General features: G+C 54.4%; 14 protein-coding genes. 5 read left to right on the top strand and 9 right to left on the bottom strand.

The window, feature by feature from the left end; translation table 11 throughout:
• Window positions 1-37: 37 nt before the first annotated feature.
• From rraA to priA, 6 genes are all read right to left on the bottom strand, one after another.
• Entirely contained in the window at window positions 38-523 is a 486-nt protein-coding gene (gene rraA / locus NG42_RS18015) for a ribonuclease E activity regulator RraA (RefSeq protein ID WP_052901708.1), read from the bottom strand.
• A gap of 156 nt (window positions 524-679) precedes the next feature.
• Window positions 680-2011, bottom strand: coding sequence for an HslU--HslV peptidase ATPase subunit (hslU, locus tag NG42_RS18010; RefSeq protein WP_052901706.1), 1332 nt, complete (start codon window positions 2009-2011; stop codon window positions 680-682).
• A gap of 11 nt (window positions 2012-2022) precedes the next feature.
• Entirely contained in the window at window positions 2023-2553 is a 531-nt protein-coding gene (gene hslV, locus NG42_RS18005) for an ATP-dependent protease subunit HslV (RefSeq protein ID WP_004154863.1), read from the bottom strand.
• 89 nt (window positions 2554-2642) lie between these two features.
• On the bottom strand, window positions 2643-3527 hold the full coding sequence (ftsN, locus tag NG42_RS18000) for a cell division protein FtsN (RefSeq protein ID WP_052901703.1): 885 nt from the start codon (window positions 3525-3527) through the stop codon (window positions 2643-2645).
• A 181-nt stretch (window positions 3528-3708) separates the two neighbouring features.
• Complete coding sequence (gene cytR / locus NG42_RS17995; protein ID WP_072133233.1) at window positions 3709-4743, bottom strand: DNA-binding transcriptional regulator CytR; 1035 nt, start codon at window positions 4741-4743, stop codon at window positions 3709-3711.
• Between the two features lie 213 nt (window positions 4744-4956).
• The gene (gene priA, locus NG42_RS17990) at window positions 4957-7152 is read right to left on the bottom strand and encodes a primosomal protein N' (RefSeq protein ID WP_052901698.1); all 2196 of its coding nucleotides are present in this window, start codon (window positions 7150-7152) and stop codon (window positions 4957-4959) included.
• 218 nt (window positions 7153-7370) lie between these two features.
• Here priA and rpmE point away from each other — a divergent pair, with 218 nt between their 5' ends.
• On the top strand, window positions 7371-7586 hold the full coding sequence (gene rpmE, locus NG42_RS17985; protein ID WP_052901696.1) for a 50S ribosomal protein L31: 216 nt from the start codon (window positions 7371-7373) through the stop codon (window positions 7584-7586).
• Window positions 7587-7678: 92 nt separating this feature from the next.
• Here rpmE and metJ read toward each other — a convergent pair whose 3' ends face one another.
• Entirely contained in the window at window positions 7679-7996 is a 318-nt protein-coding gene (metJ, locus tag NG42_RS17980; RefSeq protein WP_052901694.1) for a met regulon transcriptional regulator MetJ, read from the bottom strand.
• Window positions 7997-8337: 341 nt separating this feature from the next.
• Here metJ and metB point away from each other — a divergent pair, with 341 nt between their 5' ends.
• The 3 genes from metB to metF all read left to right on the top strand — a co-directional run bounded on the left by metB (window position 8338) and on the right by metF (window position 13061).
• On the top strand, window positions 8338-9498 hold the full coding sequence (gene metB, locus NG42_RS17975; RefSeq protein ID WP_052901692.1) for a cystathionine gamma-synthase: 1161 nt from the start codon (window positions 8338-8340) through the stop codon (window positions 9496-9498).
• 2 nt (window positions 9499-9500) lie between these two features.
• Window positions 9501-11936, top strand: a complete 2436-nt coding sequence (locus tag NG42_RS17970) for a bifunctional aspartate kinase/homoserine dehydrogenase II (protein ID WP_052901690.1) — start codon at window positions 9501-9503, stop codon at window positions 11934-11936.
• 225 nt (window positions 11937-12161) lie between these two features.
• The gene (metF, locus tag NG42_RS17965) at window positions 12162-13061 is read left to right on the top strand and encodes a methylenetetrahydrofolate reductase (RefSeq protein WP_052901688.1); all 900 of its coding nucleotides are present in this window, start codon (window positions 12162-12164) and stop codon (window positions 13059-13061) included.
• 77 nt (window positions 13062-13138) lie between these two features.
• On the opposite strand, the gene ppc is transcribed toward metF, so the two are convergent.
• Both ppc and argE read right to left on the bottom strand, forming a co-directional pair.
• Complete coding sequence (ppc, locus tag NG42_RS17960; protein WP_052901686.1) at window positions 13139-15790, bottom strand: phosphoenolpyruvate carboxylase; 2652 nt, start codon at window positions 15788-15790, stop codon at window positions 13139-13141.
• 244 nt (window positions 15791-16034) lie between these two features.
• Window positions 16035-17186, bottom strand: coding sequence for an acetylornithine deacetylase (gene argE, locus NG42_RS17955; RefSeq protein WP_052901684.1), 1152 nt, complete (start codon window positions 17184-17186; stop codon window positions 16035-16037).
• Between the two features lie 186 nt (window positions 17187-17372).
• On the opposite strand from argE, the gene argC reads away from it, so the two are divergent.
• On the top strand, window positions 17373-18377 hold the full coding sequence (gene argC / locus NG42_RS17950; protein WP_052901682.1) for an N-acetyl-gamma-glutamyl-phosphate reductase: 1005 nt from the start codon (window positions 17373-17375) through the stop codon (window positions 18375-18377).
• The last annotated feature ends 16 nt before the right edge of the window (window positions 18378-18393 follow it).

Raw genomic sequence — 18393 nt, 5'->3', positions numbered from 1 at the left:
GGGTGCCTCAGGCACCCGTTTAGCTTTCTGCAGCACGCTACTCGATATCGAGTGGGTCTTCAGACAGGATAATGCCGGTGTTGTCCGCATACAGATGGTCACCGGAGAAGAAGGTCACACCGCCGAAATTCACCCGGATATCGCTTTCGCCAATGCCTTCGCCAGCGGCACCCACCGGGATCGCAGCGATTGCCTGAATCCCGATATCCAGCTCTTCCAGGTCATCGACCTGACGTACCGAGCCGTAGACCACGATACCTTCCCATTCGTTTTGCGCTGCCAGACGCGCCAGTGAGGCGTCGACCAGCGCACGACGTACCGAGCCGCCGCCATCAACCAGTAGCACACGTCCACGGCCATTCTCTTCCAGCAGATCCCAGAGCAGGCCGTTGTCCTCGAAACATTTCACCGTGATGATCTGGCCACCAAAGGAGGAGCGACCACCAAAGTTCGAAAATAGCGGTTCCACCACATTCACTTCTTCATGATAAATGTCGCAGAGTTCGGAAGTATCGTATTTCATAGGAGTTTCGTCTGTTTGCCACAGGGACGCTAAGTATATCGCTTAATGGCGGCTGTTGGCAAAATCATCAATGATGAGAAATTATGTACCGGGATGATGTGCGGAGCAAAACGCAGGCGAGCGACAGGGACAGCGTGTTCACCGTCCCTGCAACAATTACAGAATAAAGCGGCTGAGATCTTCGTCGGCAACCAGCTCATCCAGATGCTTACCAACATAGGTGGCATCAATGGTGATGGAATCACCCGGACGGTCACTGGCGTCATAGGAGATATCTTCCATCAGACGCTCCAGCACGGTATGCAGTCGACGCGCACCGATGTTTTCGGTGGACTCGTTAACCTGCCATGCTGCTTCGGCGATACGACGGATGCCGTCTTCGGTGAAATCAACATTCACCCCTTCAGTACCCATCAGCGCTTTATACTGTACGGTAACGGAAGCGTTAGGCTCGGTCAGAATGCGCTCGAAGTCATTGACCGTCAGCGCCTGCAATTCAACGCGGATAGGCAGACGACCTTGCAGTTCCGGAATCAGATCGGAAGGGCTGGATACCTGGAATGCGCCGGAAGCGATAAACAGAATGTGATCGGTTTTCACCATGCCGTGTTTGGTGGAAACGGTGCAGCCTTCAACCAGCGGCAGCAGGTCACGCTGTACCCCTTCACGGGAGACGTCAGGACCGGACGATTCGCCGCGCTTACAGATTTTATCGATCTCATCGATAAACACGATACCGTGCTGTTCAACCGCTTCGATCGCCGCTTCTTTCAGCTCTTCCGGATTCACCAGCTTCGCCGCTTCTTCTTCAATCAGCAGCTTCATCGCTTCTTTGATTTTCAGTTTACGTGGCTTCTGCTTTTGACCGCCGAGGTTCTGGAACATCGATTGTAGCTGATTGGTCATCTCTTCCATGCCCGGAGGTGCCATAATCTCGACGCCCTGCGGTGATGCAGCCAGATCGATTTCGATCTCTTTGTCGTCCAGCTGGCCTTCACGCAGTTTCTTGCGGAATGACTGACGAGCGGCAGATGGCTCAGCAGCGGCTTCCGATTGCCCCCAGTTGTTTTTTGCCGGTGGAATCAGCACGTCAAGAATACGCTCTTCGGCCATTTCTTCGGCGCGGTAACGGTTCTTGTCGATAGCCTGCATGCGTACCATTTTCAGTGCAGAATCGGTCAGATCGCGGATAATCGAATCCACTTCTTTACCCACATAGCCCACTTCGGTGAACTTGGTCGCTTCAACTTTGATAAACGGCGCGTTAGCCAGTTTCGCCAGGCGACGGGCGATTTCGGTTTTACCGACGCCGGTCGGGCCAATCATCAGAATATTTTTTGGCGTGACTTCATGACGTAACTCTTCGTCCAGTTGCATACGACGCCAGCGGTTGCGCAGGGCGATTGCCACGGCACGTTTGGCGCCGTCCTGGCCGATGATAAATCTGTTCAGTTCGCTGACGATTTCGCGCGGAGTCATTTCAGACATAATTAGGATCCTTACGCTTTGGACGGTAGTTCTTCGATAGTGAGATTGTGGTTGGTGTAAATGCAGATATCGCCTGCAATGCCCAACGCTTTTTCCACGATATCGCGTGCGCCGATATCGGTGTTTTCCAGCAGCGCGCGAGCGGCAGCCTGAGCGTAAGGACCACCTGAACCGATGGCAATAAGATCGTTCTCTGGCTGAATCACGTCACCGTTACCGGTGATAATCAGCGAGGCGTTTTCGTCGGCGACAGCCAGCAGGGCTTCCAGCTTGCGCAGCATACGGTCGGTACGCCAGTCTTTAGCCAGTTCGACAGCCGCTTTCACCAGATGACCCTGGTGCATTTCAAGTTTACGTTCAAAGAGTTCAAACAGGGTGAAAGCATCTGCGGTGCCGCCAGCAAATCCGGCGATTACCTTGTCGTTGTAGAGACGACGCACTTTTTTGACGTTGCCTTTCATCACGGTATTGCCGAGAGTAGCCTGGCCATCACCGCCAATCACTACCTGGCCGTTGCGTCGTACACTTACTATTGTTGTCACGGGCAGACCCCTTGTTGCAGTCGGAAGATGTCCCTGCACGCACGGTGCAGGGCATTATGCATCAAGATATGGGGTGAGTTTGGCGGGTTTCAACCCCCGACAGCGAGTGGAATACAGTTTGAGTGGCCTGAACCGCGCAGACGCTTCAGCGTGCTGTCGGCGCTTGCGCGATTGTTGTACGGCCCGACCACCACGCGGTTCCAGCCGCCGCCAGTGGTAATCCGGCTTTCAAATCCTTCGAATGCCAGCGCTGCACGAGCAGACTCAGCCTGATCGGTACCTTTGAAGGAGCCACACTGCACCATCCAGCTTTGTGCTTTTGGTTTCTCTTCTTTTGCCTTCGCCGTTTCTTGCGGTTTAGCCGCCTGTAGCGGTGCCTGACGGGCTGGTTCACGCGTGACTGGCGCGACCGGTTGAGATTGCTGTTGTTGCTGCATGCGTGATTGCTGCTGCAACTGGTTTTGCTGCAACAGTCGCTGCTGCTGTTGCTTAGCCTGTTGCTGTTGTTGCTGAAGCGTCTGCTGACGTTGGGCAGGGGTCTGCTCGTTCCACGGCACTTCATTCAGCTGGGTTGGAGTCTGACGCATATCGGCCTGCATCTGCTCCAGCAACTGGCGCTGTTCATTGGTCAGCTGAGTCTGGGAATGCACTTCACCACCGGCAGAAGGCTCTTTCGGTATTGGCACGCCAATCTGGCGATTCTCCAGCTCTTTAATATAGCGCCAGCGCTCTTCAGGTTTTGGCGGAAGGCCATTACCTGCCGCTTTGTGATCGGGAATGACCGGCACTTCTTCTTTTTTGTGATGGGCAATAAACCATAAGCCACCGACAAAGGTGATCAGTACTGCTGCAGCCAGAACCACCATCAGTTTGGATACACCTGATCCACTGCCGCGCTTTTTGCTGCGGCTGTTGCTCTTTTTGCGACGCGTCCCTGTCGAACGCCCGCGGCCTACATAATCTTTTTGTGCCACTATCGTTCCGCTAATATCAAATAAGAAAATGCACGCCGGGCAAGAAATGGTGAACGGTGCAAAAGTCAGCACGTTATAAGCCCGGCTATAAGCACGTCATGTTACTCAAGGGCTGGAAGTTTGACCAGCAGTGAGTCGCCTAAGAATCTGCTGAATCTCACATCAGGAAAAAAATAACCGGTTATTTATTCCGCCCGGCGCGCGCGCTGCTGCCGCGCACTTTTAATTCAAAATCCAGCAGGCGTGAACCGTTGCTGACCATTTTTCCCTGCAACTGCTCCAGTAATAACAGCATTGCTTCACGTCCGATATTAAAACGCGGCTGGGCAACGGTGGTCAGCTGTGGGTCACTGTAGCGGGACAGCTCAATATCATCGAAGCCGACCAGCGAGATATCCTGCGGGACACGCAATCCCATGCTTTTTGCCTGCGACATGGCACCCAGTGCCATAATATCGCTATGACAGAATAGCGCATCCGGAGGATGAGGTAGCGCCATTAACTGTTTAAACGCAGCAGAGCCGGCTTCAAAAGTGAAATCGCCACGCACAATATAGTTGGCATCAATGGCAAGACCGTTACGGCGCAGCGCCTGAATATAGCCCTGCAAACGATAATGACAGAGCGGCATCTCTTCCGGCCCGGCAATACAGGCGATACGGCGATGGCCGAGCTGATGCAAATGGCTGACCGCTTCAAACGCAGCGGTCAGGTTATCAATATGAACCGTCGGCAACTCCAGTTCTGGCGCGAACTCATTGGCCATCACCATCGGCGGCAGATTACGCTGCTCTTCCACCCCGGTTTCAAACGGTAGCTGCGAGCCAAGTAACACCATGCCATCGATTTGTCGCGTCAGCATCAGGTTTAAAAACGATTTTTCCTGCTGGTTCTGATGGGCGCAGTCACCAATCAACACCAGATAGCCTTCGGCGGCAGCAGTCACTTCAACACCGCGAATAATTTCGCTGAAAAACGGGTCGCAGATATCCGGCACAATCACCAGGATGGTACGTGACTCGCTGCGTTTGGCATTGCGTGCCAGCGCATGGGGTGAATAGCCGACATCGATGACCGCCTGCTCAACTTTTTGCCGCGTTGCTGCTGAAACCTTTTCCGGATTCATCAGTGCGCGTGACACGGTGGCCGTTGATACTCCTGCTCTTTCAGCCACATCTTTCATGGTGGCTGCCGTTGCCTCTGGATTGTGCTCCAACACTCTTCTCCTCACGCCAGCAAAGCTGACCTGACCAACTGGATTTTTTATGCGAACTATCATAGCCGTAGCGCGATCGACGGCCATTTGCGGATGACCATCACATTCTTAACAGATTGTGTTGGGATGCTGTTACTTAATTTGCATAAAAATTGTGACTTGTGCGACTTTTTTCGATCCCTCTCGCAGAACATGGGCCGCTTTGCGCAGCCGTCAGCTTTCGCTGGGATCGACATCCAGCGTCCATTTGACCTTGCGCGACAAGGGCAGGGTGCTGACCAGCGGCAGGCTGGTTTTCAGCAGGCGTTGTAACAGCGCGCGTGAGGGATGCTGCAACAACAGCTGCCAGCGATAACGACCGCTGCGTTTTGCCAGTAACGCCGGAACCGGCCCCATCGCCCACAACGCTTCATCTTTTAACGGGCTGGCTTCAAACAGATTGCGCAGCTGTTGCAGAAATGCAGCGGCTTGCTGATTGTCGTGATCCTCAGCGCGGATCAGCACATGGCTGGTATAGGGCGGCAAAAATACGCTTTTGCGCTCCTGTAGCGTCTGACTGGCAAAGGCGTCGTAGCCCTGATACAGCAGGGTTTGCAGCAGGGGATGATCCGGATGATGAGTTTGTAGCAGTACTTCACCCTGTTTGCCTGCACGCCCGGCGCGTCCGGCCACCTGGGTATACAGCTGCGCGAAACGCTCTGCGGAACGGAAGTCGGCAGAAAACAGTGCGCCGTCGACGTCCAGCAGCGAAACCAGCGTGACATCCGGGAAATGATGGCCTTTTGCCAGCATTTGGGTGCCAATCAAAATGCGCGCACCGCCGCGATGCACCTCATTCAGATGTTGCTCCAGTGCGCCTTTACGGCTGGTGGTATCCCGGTCAATGCGCGAAAGCGGCACCTCGGGGAACAATGCGGAGAGATTATGTTCCAGCTGCTCGGTTCCCAGCCCGACCGGCACCAGATGAGTGGAACCGCATTGCGGACACTGATGCGGTACCGGGCGCTGGCTGTCACAGTGGTGGCAGCGCAACTGACGCTGGTTCTGATGTAGCGTGTAGTAGTGATCGCAGCGCTGACATTCGGCTATCCAGCCGCATTCGTGGCACAGCAGCGCCGGCGAAAAGCCGCGGCGATTGAGAAACAGCAGCACCTGATTATCGGCTTGCAGATGCTGACGAATTTTTTGAATCAGCGCCGGAGATAAGCCGCCCTGCAACTTCACCCCTTTTAAATCGATCAGCTGTTGTGTCGCCTGGCGCGCATTACCGGCGCGTTTACTCAGGCTGAGCTGGCGATATTTACCCATCTGCACGTTATGCAGGGTTTCCAGCGCCGGCGTCGCCGAGCCCATCACAATCGGGATGTCCTCTTCACGTGCGCGGAATACCGCCAGGTCGCGTGCCTGGTAGCGCCATCCCTCCTGCTGTTTATAGGAGCTGTCATGTTCTTCATCAATAACGATCACCCCCAGCCGGGCAAAAGGGGTAAACAGTGCGGAGCGGGTGCCGATCACAATAGCGGTTTCGCCACTGCGCGCGCGTAGCCAGACGGCGAGACGTTCGCTGTCGTTAAGTGCCGAATGCAGTACGTCGACCGGCGCATTAAAACGCTCGCGAAAACGGGCGATGGTTTGCGGCGTCAGGCCAATTTCCGGCACCATAATTAACGCCTGGCGTCCACTCGCCAGCACGTTTTCCAGAATGCTGAGATAGACCTCGGTTTTACCCGAGCCGGTAATCCCCGCCAGTAACCAGGCGGCAAAATGGTCATCTTCACTGCGAATTGCCCCGACGGCGGTCGCCTGCTCGGTATTGAGGCGCAGGCGTTCACCTTTTACCGCATAGCTGTGGCGCCAGTCTTCTGGCGCGCGCTGATGTTCACGCAGTTCACATAAGCCTTTAGCGCGCAGCGATTGCAGGGTGGCATCCGTCAGATCCTGAGCGGTGACTTCATGACGATAGATCGGGCGCTGGCGCAACGCGGCCAATGCCTGCTGCTGCTTCGGCGCGCGCTTTAGGCTTTCACTGGCGGTTTCACGCCCTAGTTCAGTGATAAACCATTGCCATAACGGCGCTTCCTGCGCCGGTTTTCCCTGGCGCAGCAACACCGGAATGGCGTGGAACAGTACTTCGCCTAACGGATAATGGTAATAGTCGGCCGCCCATAGCAGGATGCGCCATAGCGAAGGGGGAAACAGAGAGTGCTGATCGAGTACTTCATGCACCGCTTTTAACTGATCCAGCGGGAAGTCACTGCTTTCGCTCACGCCAACGACAATGCCGATGGCTTTACGTTTGCCAAAAGGAACGCTGACGCGTCCGCCAGTCACCACATTCATGTGGGGGGGCAACAGATAATCAAAATTGCGAGCAAGTGGAACCGGAAGCGCGACCTGAACAACGGGCATGAATTCATCCAGATGAAAAAAATGACGAGATAGTGTACACTGTGTCGTCTGGAATGTGCGGATTCGATTGCAGAGGGTGGTGATTTTCTGTATAGTTCGCCGCCTTTGATACCGCGTTTCAGTATCAATGACACCTAATTTTTTTAATCTTCGTGTGGTGCCGGTGCAGGAAATTTCCTGGCACGGGAGAGCGACGCGGCCTTAACTGAGGTTTTCCCATGAAAAAAGGTATTCACCCAAATTACACTGAAGTTACTGCTAAATGTTCTTGCGGTAACGAAATCAAAATCGGCTCAACTGTTGGCCGTGATCTGAACCTGGACGTTTGTGGCAAATGCCACCCGTTCTACACCGGTAAGCAGCGTGATGTTGCTAGCGGTGGCCGTGTTGACCGCTTCAACAAGCGTTTCAGCATCCCAGGCAGCAAAGCTTAATAAAACCTTTTACGGTTTTGTTAATAAGAAAAACCCGGCTTTGGCCGGGTTTTTTTATGGCTGAAATTCAGCAAAATTAGCGTAAAGCAGGATTAATATTCCCAGGTATCCGGGTCGACACCCATTTCGCGCATGATCGCTTTTGCTTCTTCAGGGATTTCGTCGTTACGCTCTTTGCGTAAATCCACGTCATCCGGCAGCGGCTGTCCGGTGAAGGCGTGCAAAAATGCTTCGCACAGCAGCTCACTATTGGTGGCATGACGCAAATTGTTAACCTGACGACGCGTGCGCTCATCAGTTAAAATTTTGAGAACTTTCAGGGGGATAGAAACTGTTATTTTCTTAACCTGCTCGCTCTTCTTACCGTGCTCAGCGTAAGGGCTGATATATTCGCCGTTCCATTCAGCCATGGGTTACCTTAATCATTATCATTTAAAAGTGAAATTGTCGGAAATCAGCCAATTATGCCCGATCTTGCCGCTTCTCACTAATAAATGTCAGCGTTTTCTGCTTAACATCAAACAGTGATGTGCGTGGATTTCAGCCTGGCCAGACCCTGTATGTTACCCATTGCCTGAAGATGCCAGCCATTTGGAAACTGTTGGGTGTATACCGCGTAATCTTAGCGGTTATTAACGCTTTGCTCAATCTATACGCAAAGACATTTAGATGTCCAGATGTATTGACGTCTATTGGGGTAATGCTATCCTGTACACCTTCTATTACTCTCCAGTCAGGAACAGTGAGCACCATGACGCGTAAACAGGCAACCATCGCAGTACGCAGCGGTTTGAATGATGACGAGCAGTATGGCTGCGTTGTCCCACCGATTCATCTCTCCAGCACCTATAACTTCACCGACTTCAATGAGCCGCGAGCTCATGACTATTCGCGTCGTGGCAATCCGACGCGTGATGTGGTCCAGCGAGCATTAGCGGAACTGGAAGGCGGCGCGGGTGCGGTGATGACCAATACCGGTATGTCAGCGATTCATCTGGTGTGTACGGTGTTCCTGAAGCCTGGCGATCTGCTGGTCGCCCCGCATGACTGCTACGGCGGCAGCTATCGCCTGTTTGACAGTCTGAGTAAGCGCGGTGCTTATCGGGTGAAGTTTGTCGATCAAAATGATGCGGCGGCATTAACCGCGGCGCTGGCGGAAAAACCGAAGCTGGTACTGATTGAAAGCCCGAGCAATCCACTGCTGCGGGTCGTGGATATTGCGGCGATCTGTAAAGCCGCACGTGAAGCGGGCGCGGTCAGCGTAGTGGATAACACCTTCCTGAGTCCGGCGTTGCAGAATCCGCTGGCGCTGGGTGCTGACCTGGTGATTCACTCCTGCACCAAGTACCTGAATGGTCACTCGGATGTGGTCGCTGGCGCGGTGATTTCGAAAGAGGCCGACACTGCGACCGAACTGGCGTGGTGGGCGAACAATATTGGCGTCACCGGCGCAGCGTTTGACAGCTATCTGCTGTTGCGCGGTCTGCGTACCCTTGGACCGCGTATGGCAGCGGCGCAACGCAACGCGTTGGCAATTGTTGATTACCTGAAGCAACAACCGTTAGTGAAAAAGCTGTATCATCCTTCACTGCCGGAAAATGCCGGTCATGAATACGCCGTACGTCAACAACGTGGCTTTGGTGCCATGTTAAGTTTTGAGCTGGATGGCGATGAGCAGACGCTGCGTCGCTTCCTCAAAGCGCTGGAACTGTTTACCCTGGCAGAATCGCTGGGTGGCGTAGAAAGTCTGATCTCCCATACCGCGACCATGACCCATGCCGGTATGTCAGCGCAGGCGCGTGCCGACGCGGGGATTTCAGAAACGTTGCTGCGTATTTCTGTCGGAATTGAGGATCACGAAGATTTAATAGCCGATCTGGATAATGCATTCCGGGTAGCGGCCGAGAGGTAATCATGAGTATTTCAGCAGTAGCAGGGACGCCCAACGCGCGGCAATTGCATAAATTTGGCGGCAGCAGTCTGGCCGATGCCAAATGTTACCAGCGCGTGGCCGGGATTATGGCGGATTACAGTCAGCCGGGCGACCTGATGGTGGTGTCGGCCGCGGGTAGCACCACTAACCAGCTGATTAGCTGGTTAAAGCTCAGCCAAAGCGATCGTCTTTCGGCTCATCAGGTGCAACAAGCGCTGCGTCGTTATCAGAGTGAGCTGATCGGTGGCCTGCTGCCTGCTGAATATGCCGAACCGATGATTGCTGAGTTTATCCACGATCTGGAAAAGCTGGCCGCTTTGCTGGATGGCACTATTACCGATGCTATTTACGCCGAAGTGGTGGGGCACGGTGAAATCTGGTCGGCACGCCTGATGGCGGCGGTACTGAATCAACGCGATATGTCTGCCGTCTGGCTGGATGCGCGTGACTTTCTGCGCGCCGAGCGAGCGGCGCAGCCGCAGGTGGATGAAGGGAAATCCTGGCCACTGCTGCAACAGCTGATCGCTCAGCATCCGCACCAGCGTCTGGTCGTCACCGGGTTTATCTGTCGCAGTGAGTCAGGTGAAACCGTGCTGCTGGGTCGTAACGGATCTGACTACTCGGCAACGCAAATTGGTGCACTGGCTGGCGCGTCACGCGTCACCATCTGGAGTGATGTTGCCGGGGTATACAGCGCCGATCCACGTAAAGTAAAAGATGCCTGTTTGCTGCCGCTGTTGCGTCTGGATGAAGCCAGTGAACTGGCGCGTTTAGCCGCGCCGGTATTGCATACCCGCACGCTACAGCCGGTTTCAGGGAGTGATATCGATCTGCAATTGCGTTGCAGTTATCAGCCAGAGCAGGGCTCGACCCGCATCGAGCGCGTGCTGGCGTCGGGGACAGGCGCGCGTATCGTGACCAGTCATGATGACGTCTGTCTGATTGAATTCAAGGTTCCGCCTCAGCACGATTTCAGTGCACTGCATAAAGAGGTCGATCTGCTGCTGAAACGCGCGCAGGTGCGTCCGCTGGCGACCGGTGTGCATCCCGATCGTAATCTGCTGCAGCTGTGTTACACCTCGGAAGTGGTCAACAGCGCGCTGGATATCCTGCAGGACGCTGGTTTGCCTGGCCATCTTCAGCTGCGTGACGGGCTGGCGCTGGTCGCGCTGGTGGGGGCAGGCGTCAGCCGCAACCCGCTGCACAGCCACCGTTTCTGGCAGCAAATTAAAGATCAGCCGGTAGAGTTTATCTGGCAATCCGAAGACGGTATCAGTCTGGTGGCGGTGCTGCGCGTCGGCCCGACCGCACATCTGATTCAGGGATTACACCAGTCGCTGTTCCGCGCGGAAAAGCGCATTGGTTTGATGCTGTTTGGGAAAGGCAATATTGGTTCACGCTGGTTAGAGCTGTTTGCCCGCGAGCATGAAATACTTTCTGCCCGCACCGGTTTTGAATTTGTGCTGGCTGGCGTGGTGGACAGCCGCCGAAGCCTGCTGAGTTATGACGGACTGGACGCCAGTCGTGCGCTGGCGTTCTTTGAAGATGAGGCGGTGGCACAGGATGAAGAGTCGCTGTTCCTGTGGATGCGCGCTCATCCGTTCGACGATTTAGTAGTGCTGGATGTGACCGCCAGCGCCCCGCTGGCCGATCAGTATCTCGATTTTGCCAGCCACGGTTTCCACGTGATCAGTGCCAATAAAGTCGCGGGGTCTGCCAGCAGTAATACCTGGCGTCAGATTCGCGATGCTTTTGCCAAAACGGGTCGTCACTGGCTGTATAACGCCACGGTCGGCGCGGGTTTGCCGGTTAACCATACGGTGCGCGATTTGCGTGAGAGCGGCGACAGTATTCTGGCGATCAGCGGGATTTTCTCCGGCACGCTGTCGTGGCTGTTTTTACAGTTTGATGGCACGGTGCCGTTTACCGAACTGGTGGATCAGGCGTGGCAGCAAGGCTTAACTGAGCCCGATCCGCGCGTTGATCTCTCTGGTCAGGACGTGATGCGCAAGCTGGTGATTCTGGCGCGTGAAGCGGGCTATGATATTGAGCCGGATCAGGTGCGGGTCGAGTCGCTGGTACCTGCCGGTTGTGAAAACGATTCGGTCGATCACTTCTTTGAGAATGGTGACGCGCTGAATGACCAGATGCTACAGCGTCTGGAAGCTGCGCAAGAGCTGGGGCTGGTATTGCGCTATGTCGCGCGCTTTGATGCCAATGGTAAGGCGCGTGTCGGCGTGGAAGCGGTGCGACCGGAGCATCCTCTGGCCTCGCTGCTGCCGTGCGATAACGTGTTTGCCATTGAGAGCCGCTGGTATCGCGATAATCCGCTGGTGATCCGCGGTCCGGGCGCGGGTCGTGATGTGACGGCCGGTGCAATTCAGTCAGATATCAATCGCCTGGCTCAGCTGCTGTAGTCCCTTCTGTTCCATTTCAATGGCCGGTTATTCCGGCCATTTTCAATTCTGTTGCACTATCCTGAATTTCCTTCATCTTGAATGAGAATTTGTCACGCCAGTTGATCATTTTTCTGTTGACGATTTAACCACAATCGTTCACTTTAAGTGTCTGGACGTCTAAACGTATAGATGTTCAACTTGCGCAGTAATAATCATAAGCAGCGATGGATGAGGTAACCAGCTATGAGTTTTTTCCACGCCAATCAGCGCGAAGCGCTGAATCAAAGTCTGGCAGAGCTGAACGGGCAAATTAACGTCTCTTTTGAATTTTTCCCGCCACGCACCAGCGAAATGGAACAAACTCTCTGGAGCTCTATCGATCGCTTAAGCAGTCTGAAACCGAAATTCGTTTCGGTCACCTACGGTGCTAACTCTGGCGAGCGCGACCGTACGCACAGCATCATCAAAGGCATTAAAGATCGCACCGGTCTGGAAGCGGCACCGCATCTGACCTGTATCGATGCTTCTCGTGATGAGCTGCGCACCATCGCTCAGGATTACTGGAATAACGGTATTCGTCATATCGTCGCACTGCGCGGTGATTTACCGCCGGGCAGTGGTAAGCCGGAAATGTACGGTGCTGATTTGGTGGCATTGTTGCGTGAAGTTGGCGACTTTGATATTTCGGTGGCGGCCTACCCGGAAGTGCATCCGGAAGCGAAAAGCGCGCAGGCCGACCTGATTAACCTGAAGCGTAAAATTGATGCCGGGGCCAACCGCGCGATCACGCAGTTCTTCTTTGATGTGGAAAGCTATCTGCGTTTTCGCGACCGCTGTGTGTCGACCGGGATTGATGTTGAAATCGTGCCGGGTATCCTGCCGGTTTCTAACTTTAAGCAGTTACAGCGTTTCGCCGCTATGACTAATGTACGTGTGCCGGGCTGGATGACGGCGATGTTTGCAGGGCTGGATGATGATCCTGAGACGCGCAAAATGGTCGGGGCCAATGTGGCGATGGATATGGTGAAGATCCTCAGCCGGGAAGGGGTGAAGGATTTCCATTTCTATACGCTGAACCGTGCCGAGATGAGCTACGCGATTTGCCATACGCTGGGTGTGCGTCCGGCGGTGGCTGCGGCATAAAGATTGAGGTTGGTCATTGATTCGGGCGGCGAGAACGCCGCCCGTACATATGGGAGCCACTATCGGCTCCTTTTTTATTAACCGGTATTGCGCATACCTGCTGCGACACCGGCGATAGTGACCATCAAGGCCTGCTCGACGCGGGCATCAGGTTCACCACCTTTTTCCTCCTGCTGACGCGAACGGTGCAACAGCTCTGCCTGTAGTACGTTCAGTGGATCGGTGTAGACGTTACGCAGCGCAATCGATTCTGCAATCCACGGTTGATCCGCCATCAGATGTGAGTCATTGGCGATGGTCAGTACCGCTTTAATATCGGAATCCAGCTGATCACGCAGCTGCTTGCCCAGCGGCCACAATGATTTATCCACCAGACGCTGATCGTAATATTCTGCCAGCCACAGGTCAGCTTTCGAGAACACCATTTCCAGCATACCCAGACGGGTTGAGAAGAATGGCCAGTCGCGGCACATCGCTTCCAGCTGATCCTGATGGCCTTCCTCCATCGCTTTATGCAGCGCCGCACCAGCACCCAGCCAGGCTGGCAGCATCAGACGATTCTGCGTCCAGGCGAAGATCCACGGAATCGCGCGCAGTGACTCAACACCGCCGGTCGGACGGCGTTTCGCCGGGCGCGAGCCGAGTGGCAATTTACCCAGCTCCTGTTCCGGGGTTGCCGAGCGGAAGTAAGGAACGAAGTCCTTATTTTCGCGCACATAGCCACGGTACATATCGCAGGAGACGGTCGACAGCTGATCCATAATGCTGCGCCACTCTTTCTTTGGTTCCGGCGGTGGCAGCAAGTTAGCTTCCAGAATGGCACCGGTATACAGCGAAAGGCTGGAGATGGTGATTTCCGGTAAACCATACTTAAAGCGGATCATCTCACCCTGTTCGGTAACGCGCAGGCCGCCTTTCAGGCTACCCGGCGGTTGTGACAGCAGTGCCGCGTGAGCTGGCGCACCGCCACGACCAATAGTACCGCCACGTCCATGGAACAATGTCAGCGCGATGCCGGCTTTCTCACAAGTTTTAATCAGCGCATCCTGTGCCTGATACTGTGCCCATGAAGCGGCCATCACACCGGCGTCTTTTGCCGAGTCAGAATAGCCAATCATCACCATCTGTTTGCCCTGAATAAAGCCGCGATACCAGTCAATGCTTAACAGCTGGCTCATCACGTCATTGGCGTTATTCAAGTCATCAAGGGTTTCAAACAGCGGGGCAACCGGCATGGCAAAGGTGATACCGGCTTCTTTTAACAGTAAGTGTACTGCCAGCACGTCAGACGGCGTTTTCGCCATTGAAATCACGTAAGCAGCGATGGAGCCTTTCGGTGCTTCCGCCGCAACGCGACAGGTCTCCAGCACTTCACGGGTCTCGGCGCTCGGTTCCCACTGGCGTGGCAACAGCGGACGTTTCGAATTCAGTTCACGGATCAGGAACGCCTGCTTATCGGCTTCTGACCAGCTTTCATAGTCGCCCAAACCCAGATAGCGCGTCACTTCAGCAATCGCTTCGGTATGGCGGGTGCTTTCCTGACGGATATCGATACGCACCAGCGGCACGCCAAAGCATTTCACGCGGCGCAGCGTGTCCAGCAGCTGGCCATTGGCGATGATGCCCATGCCACAAGCTTGCAGTGACTGATAACAAGCGTAGAGCGGGTCCCACAGCTGATCGTTGGAGATCAGCAGATCGGCCGGACGCGGCGGACGTTCGCCTTTCAGACGGCGTTCCAGATAAGCCTGGGTATTCGTCAGCTGGCTGCGCAGGTGTTTCATGATTTCGCGATACGGTTCCAGCGCTTCCGGATTACCGCAAAGTTTGCGCACTTCGTCGTTACACTCGGACATCGACAGTTCGGAAACCAACACGGCGATATCGCGCAGGAACAGGTCGGTGGCTTTCCAGCGGCTGAGTTGCAGCACATGGCGGGTAATGTCGGAGGTGACATTCGGGTTGCCATCGCGGTCGCCGCCCATCCACGAGGTAAACTGCACCGGGACAAAGTCGACCGGCAGTTTGTAGCCAAACGACGCTTCCACTTGCTCATTCAGCTCGCGCAGGAAGCTCGGCACGCCTTCCCACAGGCTGTTTTCCACCACCGCAAAGCCCCATTTGGCTTCATCAACCGGCGACGGACGGTATTTACGGATCTCATCAGTGTGCCACGCCTGGGCAACCAGCTGACGCAGGCGGCGCATAATCTGGCCACGGTCGTAATCAGAGAGATCGTTATGGTCGAGCTGCTTCAGGCAGTTATTCACCTCGACCAGTTTATGGATCAAAGTGCGACGGGTGATTTCAGTCGGGTGCGCAGTCAGCACCAGCTCGAGTGACAGCGACTCAATCGCGTCACGGATCGCGCTTTCCGTCAGATCGGGCTGTTGCTTCAGGTGTTCAAAGGTTCTCGCCAGCATCTCAGGATGATTTGCGCCTTCACCTTTCGGCGAAATGGTGTGGTATTGCTCGGCGGTATTGGTCAGATTCAGGAACTGACTGAAGGCGCGCGCGACCGGCAGCAGTTCATCATTCGACAGATTTTGCAGCGTAGTGAGCAATTCCTGGCGATGAGCGTCATTTCCCGCACGGGATGACTTGGAGAGTTTGCGGATGGTTTCCACCCGGTCGAGGATGTTCTCTCCCAGCGCATCCTTAATAGTATCCCCGAGCAGTTTGCCGAGCATACTGACATTACTTCGCATTGCGGAATATTGTTCGTTCATATGACCCCTGACACCCTTATATTTTTTGTAACTTTATTTCACCCAGACGGGCATAACTTCGTCTTTTATCTAGCCATGTAACTTTCCATTCGTCAATTGACTTAAATTAGCGATATCCTGCCGCTAAATGACGGTAATTTATGAAATTTAATTACATCAAGGCGAGATAAGTTATTCTTATCGCCAAAGACGGAATAAATCAGGGGCAAGCGGCTGGTTTGCCAGACAATTACCCCAGTCATCGTTAGTGATGGCAAAAATGATGCACAACCTGCGCGATCAGCTCACGGGTCGGCTTAATAAAAGCCGTATCGATATACTCATCGGGCTGATGCGCCTGATTGATTGAACCCGGGCCCAGCACCAGCGTCGGACACACCTGCTGAATAAACGGTGCTTCGGTGCAGTAGTTAACCACTTCCGTTGGCGTACCCAACAGTTTCTCTACCACCTGTACCAGCTGATGATCCGGCGGGCATTCGTAGCCCGGAATCGGCGGATGCAGCTCACCCACCGTCAGACGACCCGGCCAGCGCTCACTGACCGGTGCCAGCGCTTCGTTAAGTAAGCCATCGAGATCGCTCAGCGTCAGGCCTGGCAACGGACGAATATCCATATGCAGTTCACAGCAGGCACAGATACGGTTAGCCGCATCGCCACCATTGATATGACCGAAATTCATCGTCGGATAAGGAATCGCAAAACCGTCGTGGTGGTAGCGCTCTTTCAGCGTGTTACGCAAATTCATCAGATGGCCGATGGCATCGTGCATCAGTTCAATAGCATTGACGCCGCGACCCGGATCGCTGGAGTGACCGGACTGCCCCTGAATACGAATGGCATGCGACAGGTGGCCTTTATGCGCACGCACCGGCTTCAGTGAGGTTGGCTCACCGATAATCGCGCAGTCCGGGCGCAGCGTGGTGGATTCAGAAAAGTAACGTGCACCCGCCATGGTGGTCTCTTCATCGGCGGTCGCCAGGATATACAACGGTTTTTTCAGCGTTGCGACATCAACATCACGCAGCGCATCAAGAATAAACGCAAAGAAACCTTTCATATCGGCGGTGCCGAGACCGTACAGCTTATTGTCGTGTTCGGTCAGGGTGAACGGATCGCGCGTCCAGCGGCCATCGTCATACGGTACGGTATCGCTGTGTCCGGCTAACAGCAGGCCGCCAGCACCGACGCCGCTCTTCGCCAGCATATTGAATTTATGCCGGGTTCCGGGTACCGGCTGCACTTCCACGCTGAAGCCAAGGTCGCGAAACCAACCGGCCAGCAAATTGATTAAATTCTCATTACTCTGATCGAGCGCACTGTCGGTGGCGCTGATTGACGGTATCGCGATCAACTGGCGGTAGAGTTCAATAAAAGGAGGTAATTTTGTCTTCACTGTTGACAGTCCTTGGGTTAGGATAGTATCAATATTCATGCATTAATAGTGAATAAAAATACATTAACGTCAGGCTGAAGGGAACGGCTAAATGTGCCCTGAATAAAAAAACGCCTGACATCGTGGGTGAGGAGCCGAAGAGGCTGCAACCCGGAATTTTGTGACTGTAAAAAGGTATACAGCCTGATGTTGAATACGCTGATTGTTGGTGCCAGCGGTTATGCTGGAGTAGAGCTTGCGACCTATCTGAATCGCCATCCGCATATGAACATAACCGCTTTAGCGGTTTCAGCGCAAAGCCCGGATGCAGGAAAATTACTCTCCGACCTTCATCCACAGCTGAAAGGGGTGGTTGATCTGCCGTTGCAGCCGCTCAGTGATGCCGCCGACTATACCGGTAAGGTCGACGTGGTGTTCCTCGCCACCGCCCATCAGGTCAGCCATGATCTGGCCCCTGAATTCCTGAAGGCAGGCTGTGTGGTGTTCGATCTCTCTGGCGCTTTCCGCGTGAATGACGAGAACTTCTACACCCAATATTACGGCTTTACCCATCAGCATCAGCAATGGCTGGATAAAGCGGTGTACGGCTTAGCCGAATGGCAGCACGACAGAATTAAAGAAGCGCAGTTGATTGCGGTGCCGGGATGTTATCCGACCGCTGCCCAGCTGGCGCTGAAGCCGCTGATCGAGGCCGATCTGCTTAATCGCGATCAATGGCCGGTGATCAATGCCACCAGTGGCGTCAGCGGTGCTGGCCGTAAAGCCAGCATTAACAATAGTTTCTGCGAAGTGAGCCTGCAACCGTACAACCTGTTTGCTCATCGCCATCAGCCGGAAATCGCTGAACATCTGGGTGTTCCGGTGATCTTCAACCCGCATCTGGGCAATTTTCCGCGCGGGATTCTGGAAACCATTACCTGCCGCCTGAAAGCCGGTGTCAGCCGTGAAGATGTGGCAGAAGCGCTGCATAACGCCTACCACGACAAACCGCTGGTGCGCCTGTATGACCAGAGCCTGCCCGCGCTGAAATCTGTGATTGGCTTGCCGTTCTGCGATATCGGTTTTGCCGTTCAGGGCGAGCATGTGATTCTCGTGGCGGCAGAAGATAACCTGCTGAAAGGCGCGTCTTCGCAGGCGGTGCAGTGTCTGAATATTCGTTTCGGTTTCCCTGAAACGCTGTCACTTATTTAACTGGCGAGTTAGAACC

The sequence above is a fragment of the Winslowiella iniecta genome (assembly GCF_001267535.1).
In the GTDB taxonomy this organism is placed as follows: Bacteria; Pseudomonadota; Gammaproteobacteria; order Enterobacterales; family Enterobacteriaceae; genus Erwinia; species Erwinia iniecta.
The sequence above is the reverse complement of the archived record's forward strand: the minus strand, read 5'-3'. Positions and strand labels throughout refer to the sequence as shown.

Bases quoted from the DNA above. Each gene is read 5' to 3' on its own strand.
- rraA (WP_052901708.1), bottom strand. From the start codon at position 523: ATGAAATACGATACTTCCGAACTCTGCGACATTTATCATGAAGAAGTG.
- hslU (WP_052901706.1), bottom strand. From the start codon at position 2,011: ATGTCTGAAATGACTCCGCGCGAAATCGTCAGCGAACTGAACAGATTT.
- priA (WP_052901698.1), bottom strand. From the start codon at position 7,152: ATGCCCGTTGTTCAGGTCGCGCTTCCGGTTCCACTTGCTCGCAATTTT.
- rpmE (WP_052901696.1), top strand. From the start codon at position 7,371: ATGAAAAAAGGTATTCACCCAAATTACACTGAAGTTACTGCTAAATGT.
- metJ (WP_052901694.1), bottom strand. From the start codon at position 7,996: ATGGCTGAATGGAACGGCGAATATATCAGCCCTTACGCTGAGCACGGT.
- metB (WP_052901692.1), top strand. From the start codon at position 8,338: ATGACGCGTAAACAGGCAACCATCGCAGTACGCAGCGGTTTGAATGAT.
- NG42_RS17970 (WP_052901690.1), top strand. From the start codon at position 9,501: ATGAGTATTTCAGCAGTAGCAGGGACGCCCAACGCGCGGCAATTGCAT.
- metF (WP_052901688.1), top strand. From the start codon at position 12,162: ATGAGTTTTTTCCACGCCAATCAGCGCGAAGCGCTGAATCAAAGTCTG.
- ppc (WP_052901686.1), bottom strand. From the start codon at position 15,790: ATGAACGAACAATATTCCGCAATGCGAAGTAATGTCAGTATGCTCGGC.
- argC (WP_052901682.1), top strand. From the start codon at position 17,373: ATGTTGAATACGCTGATTGTTGGTGCCAGCGGTTATGCTGGAGTAGAG.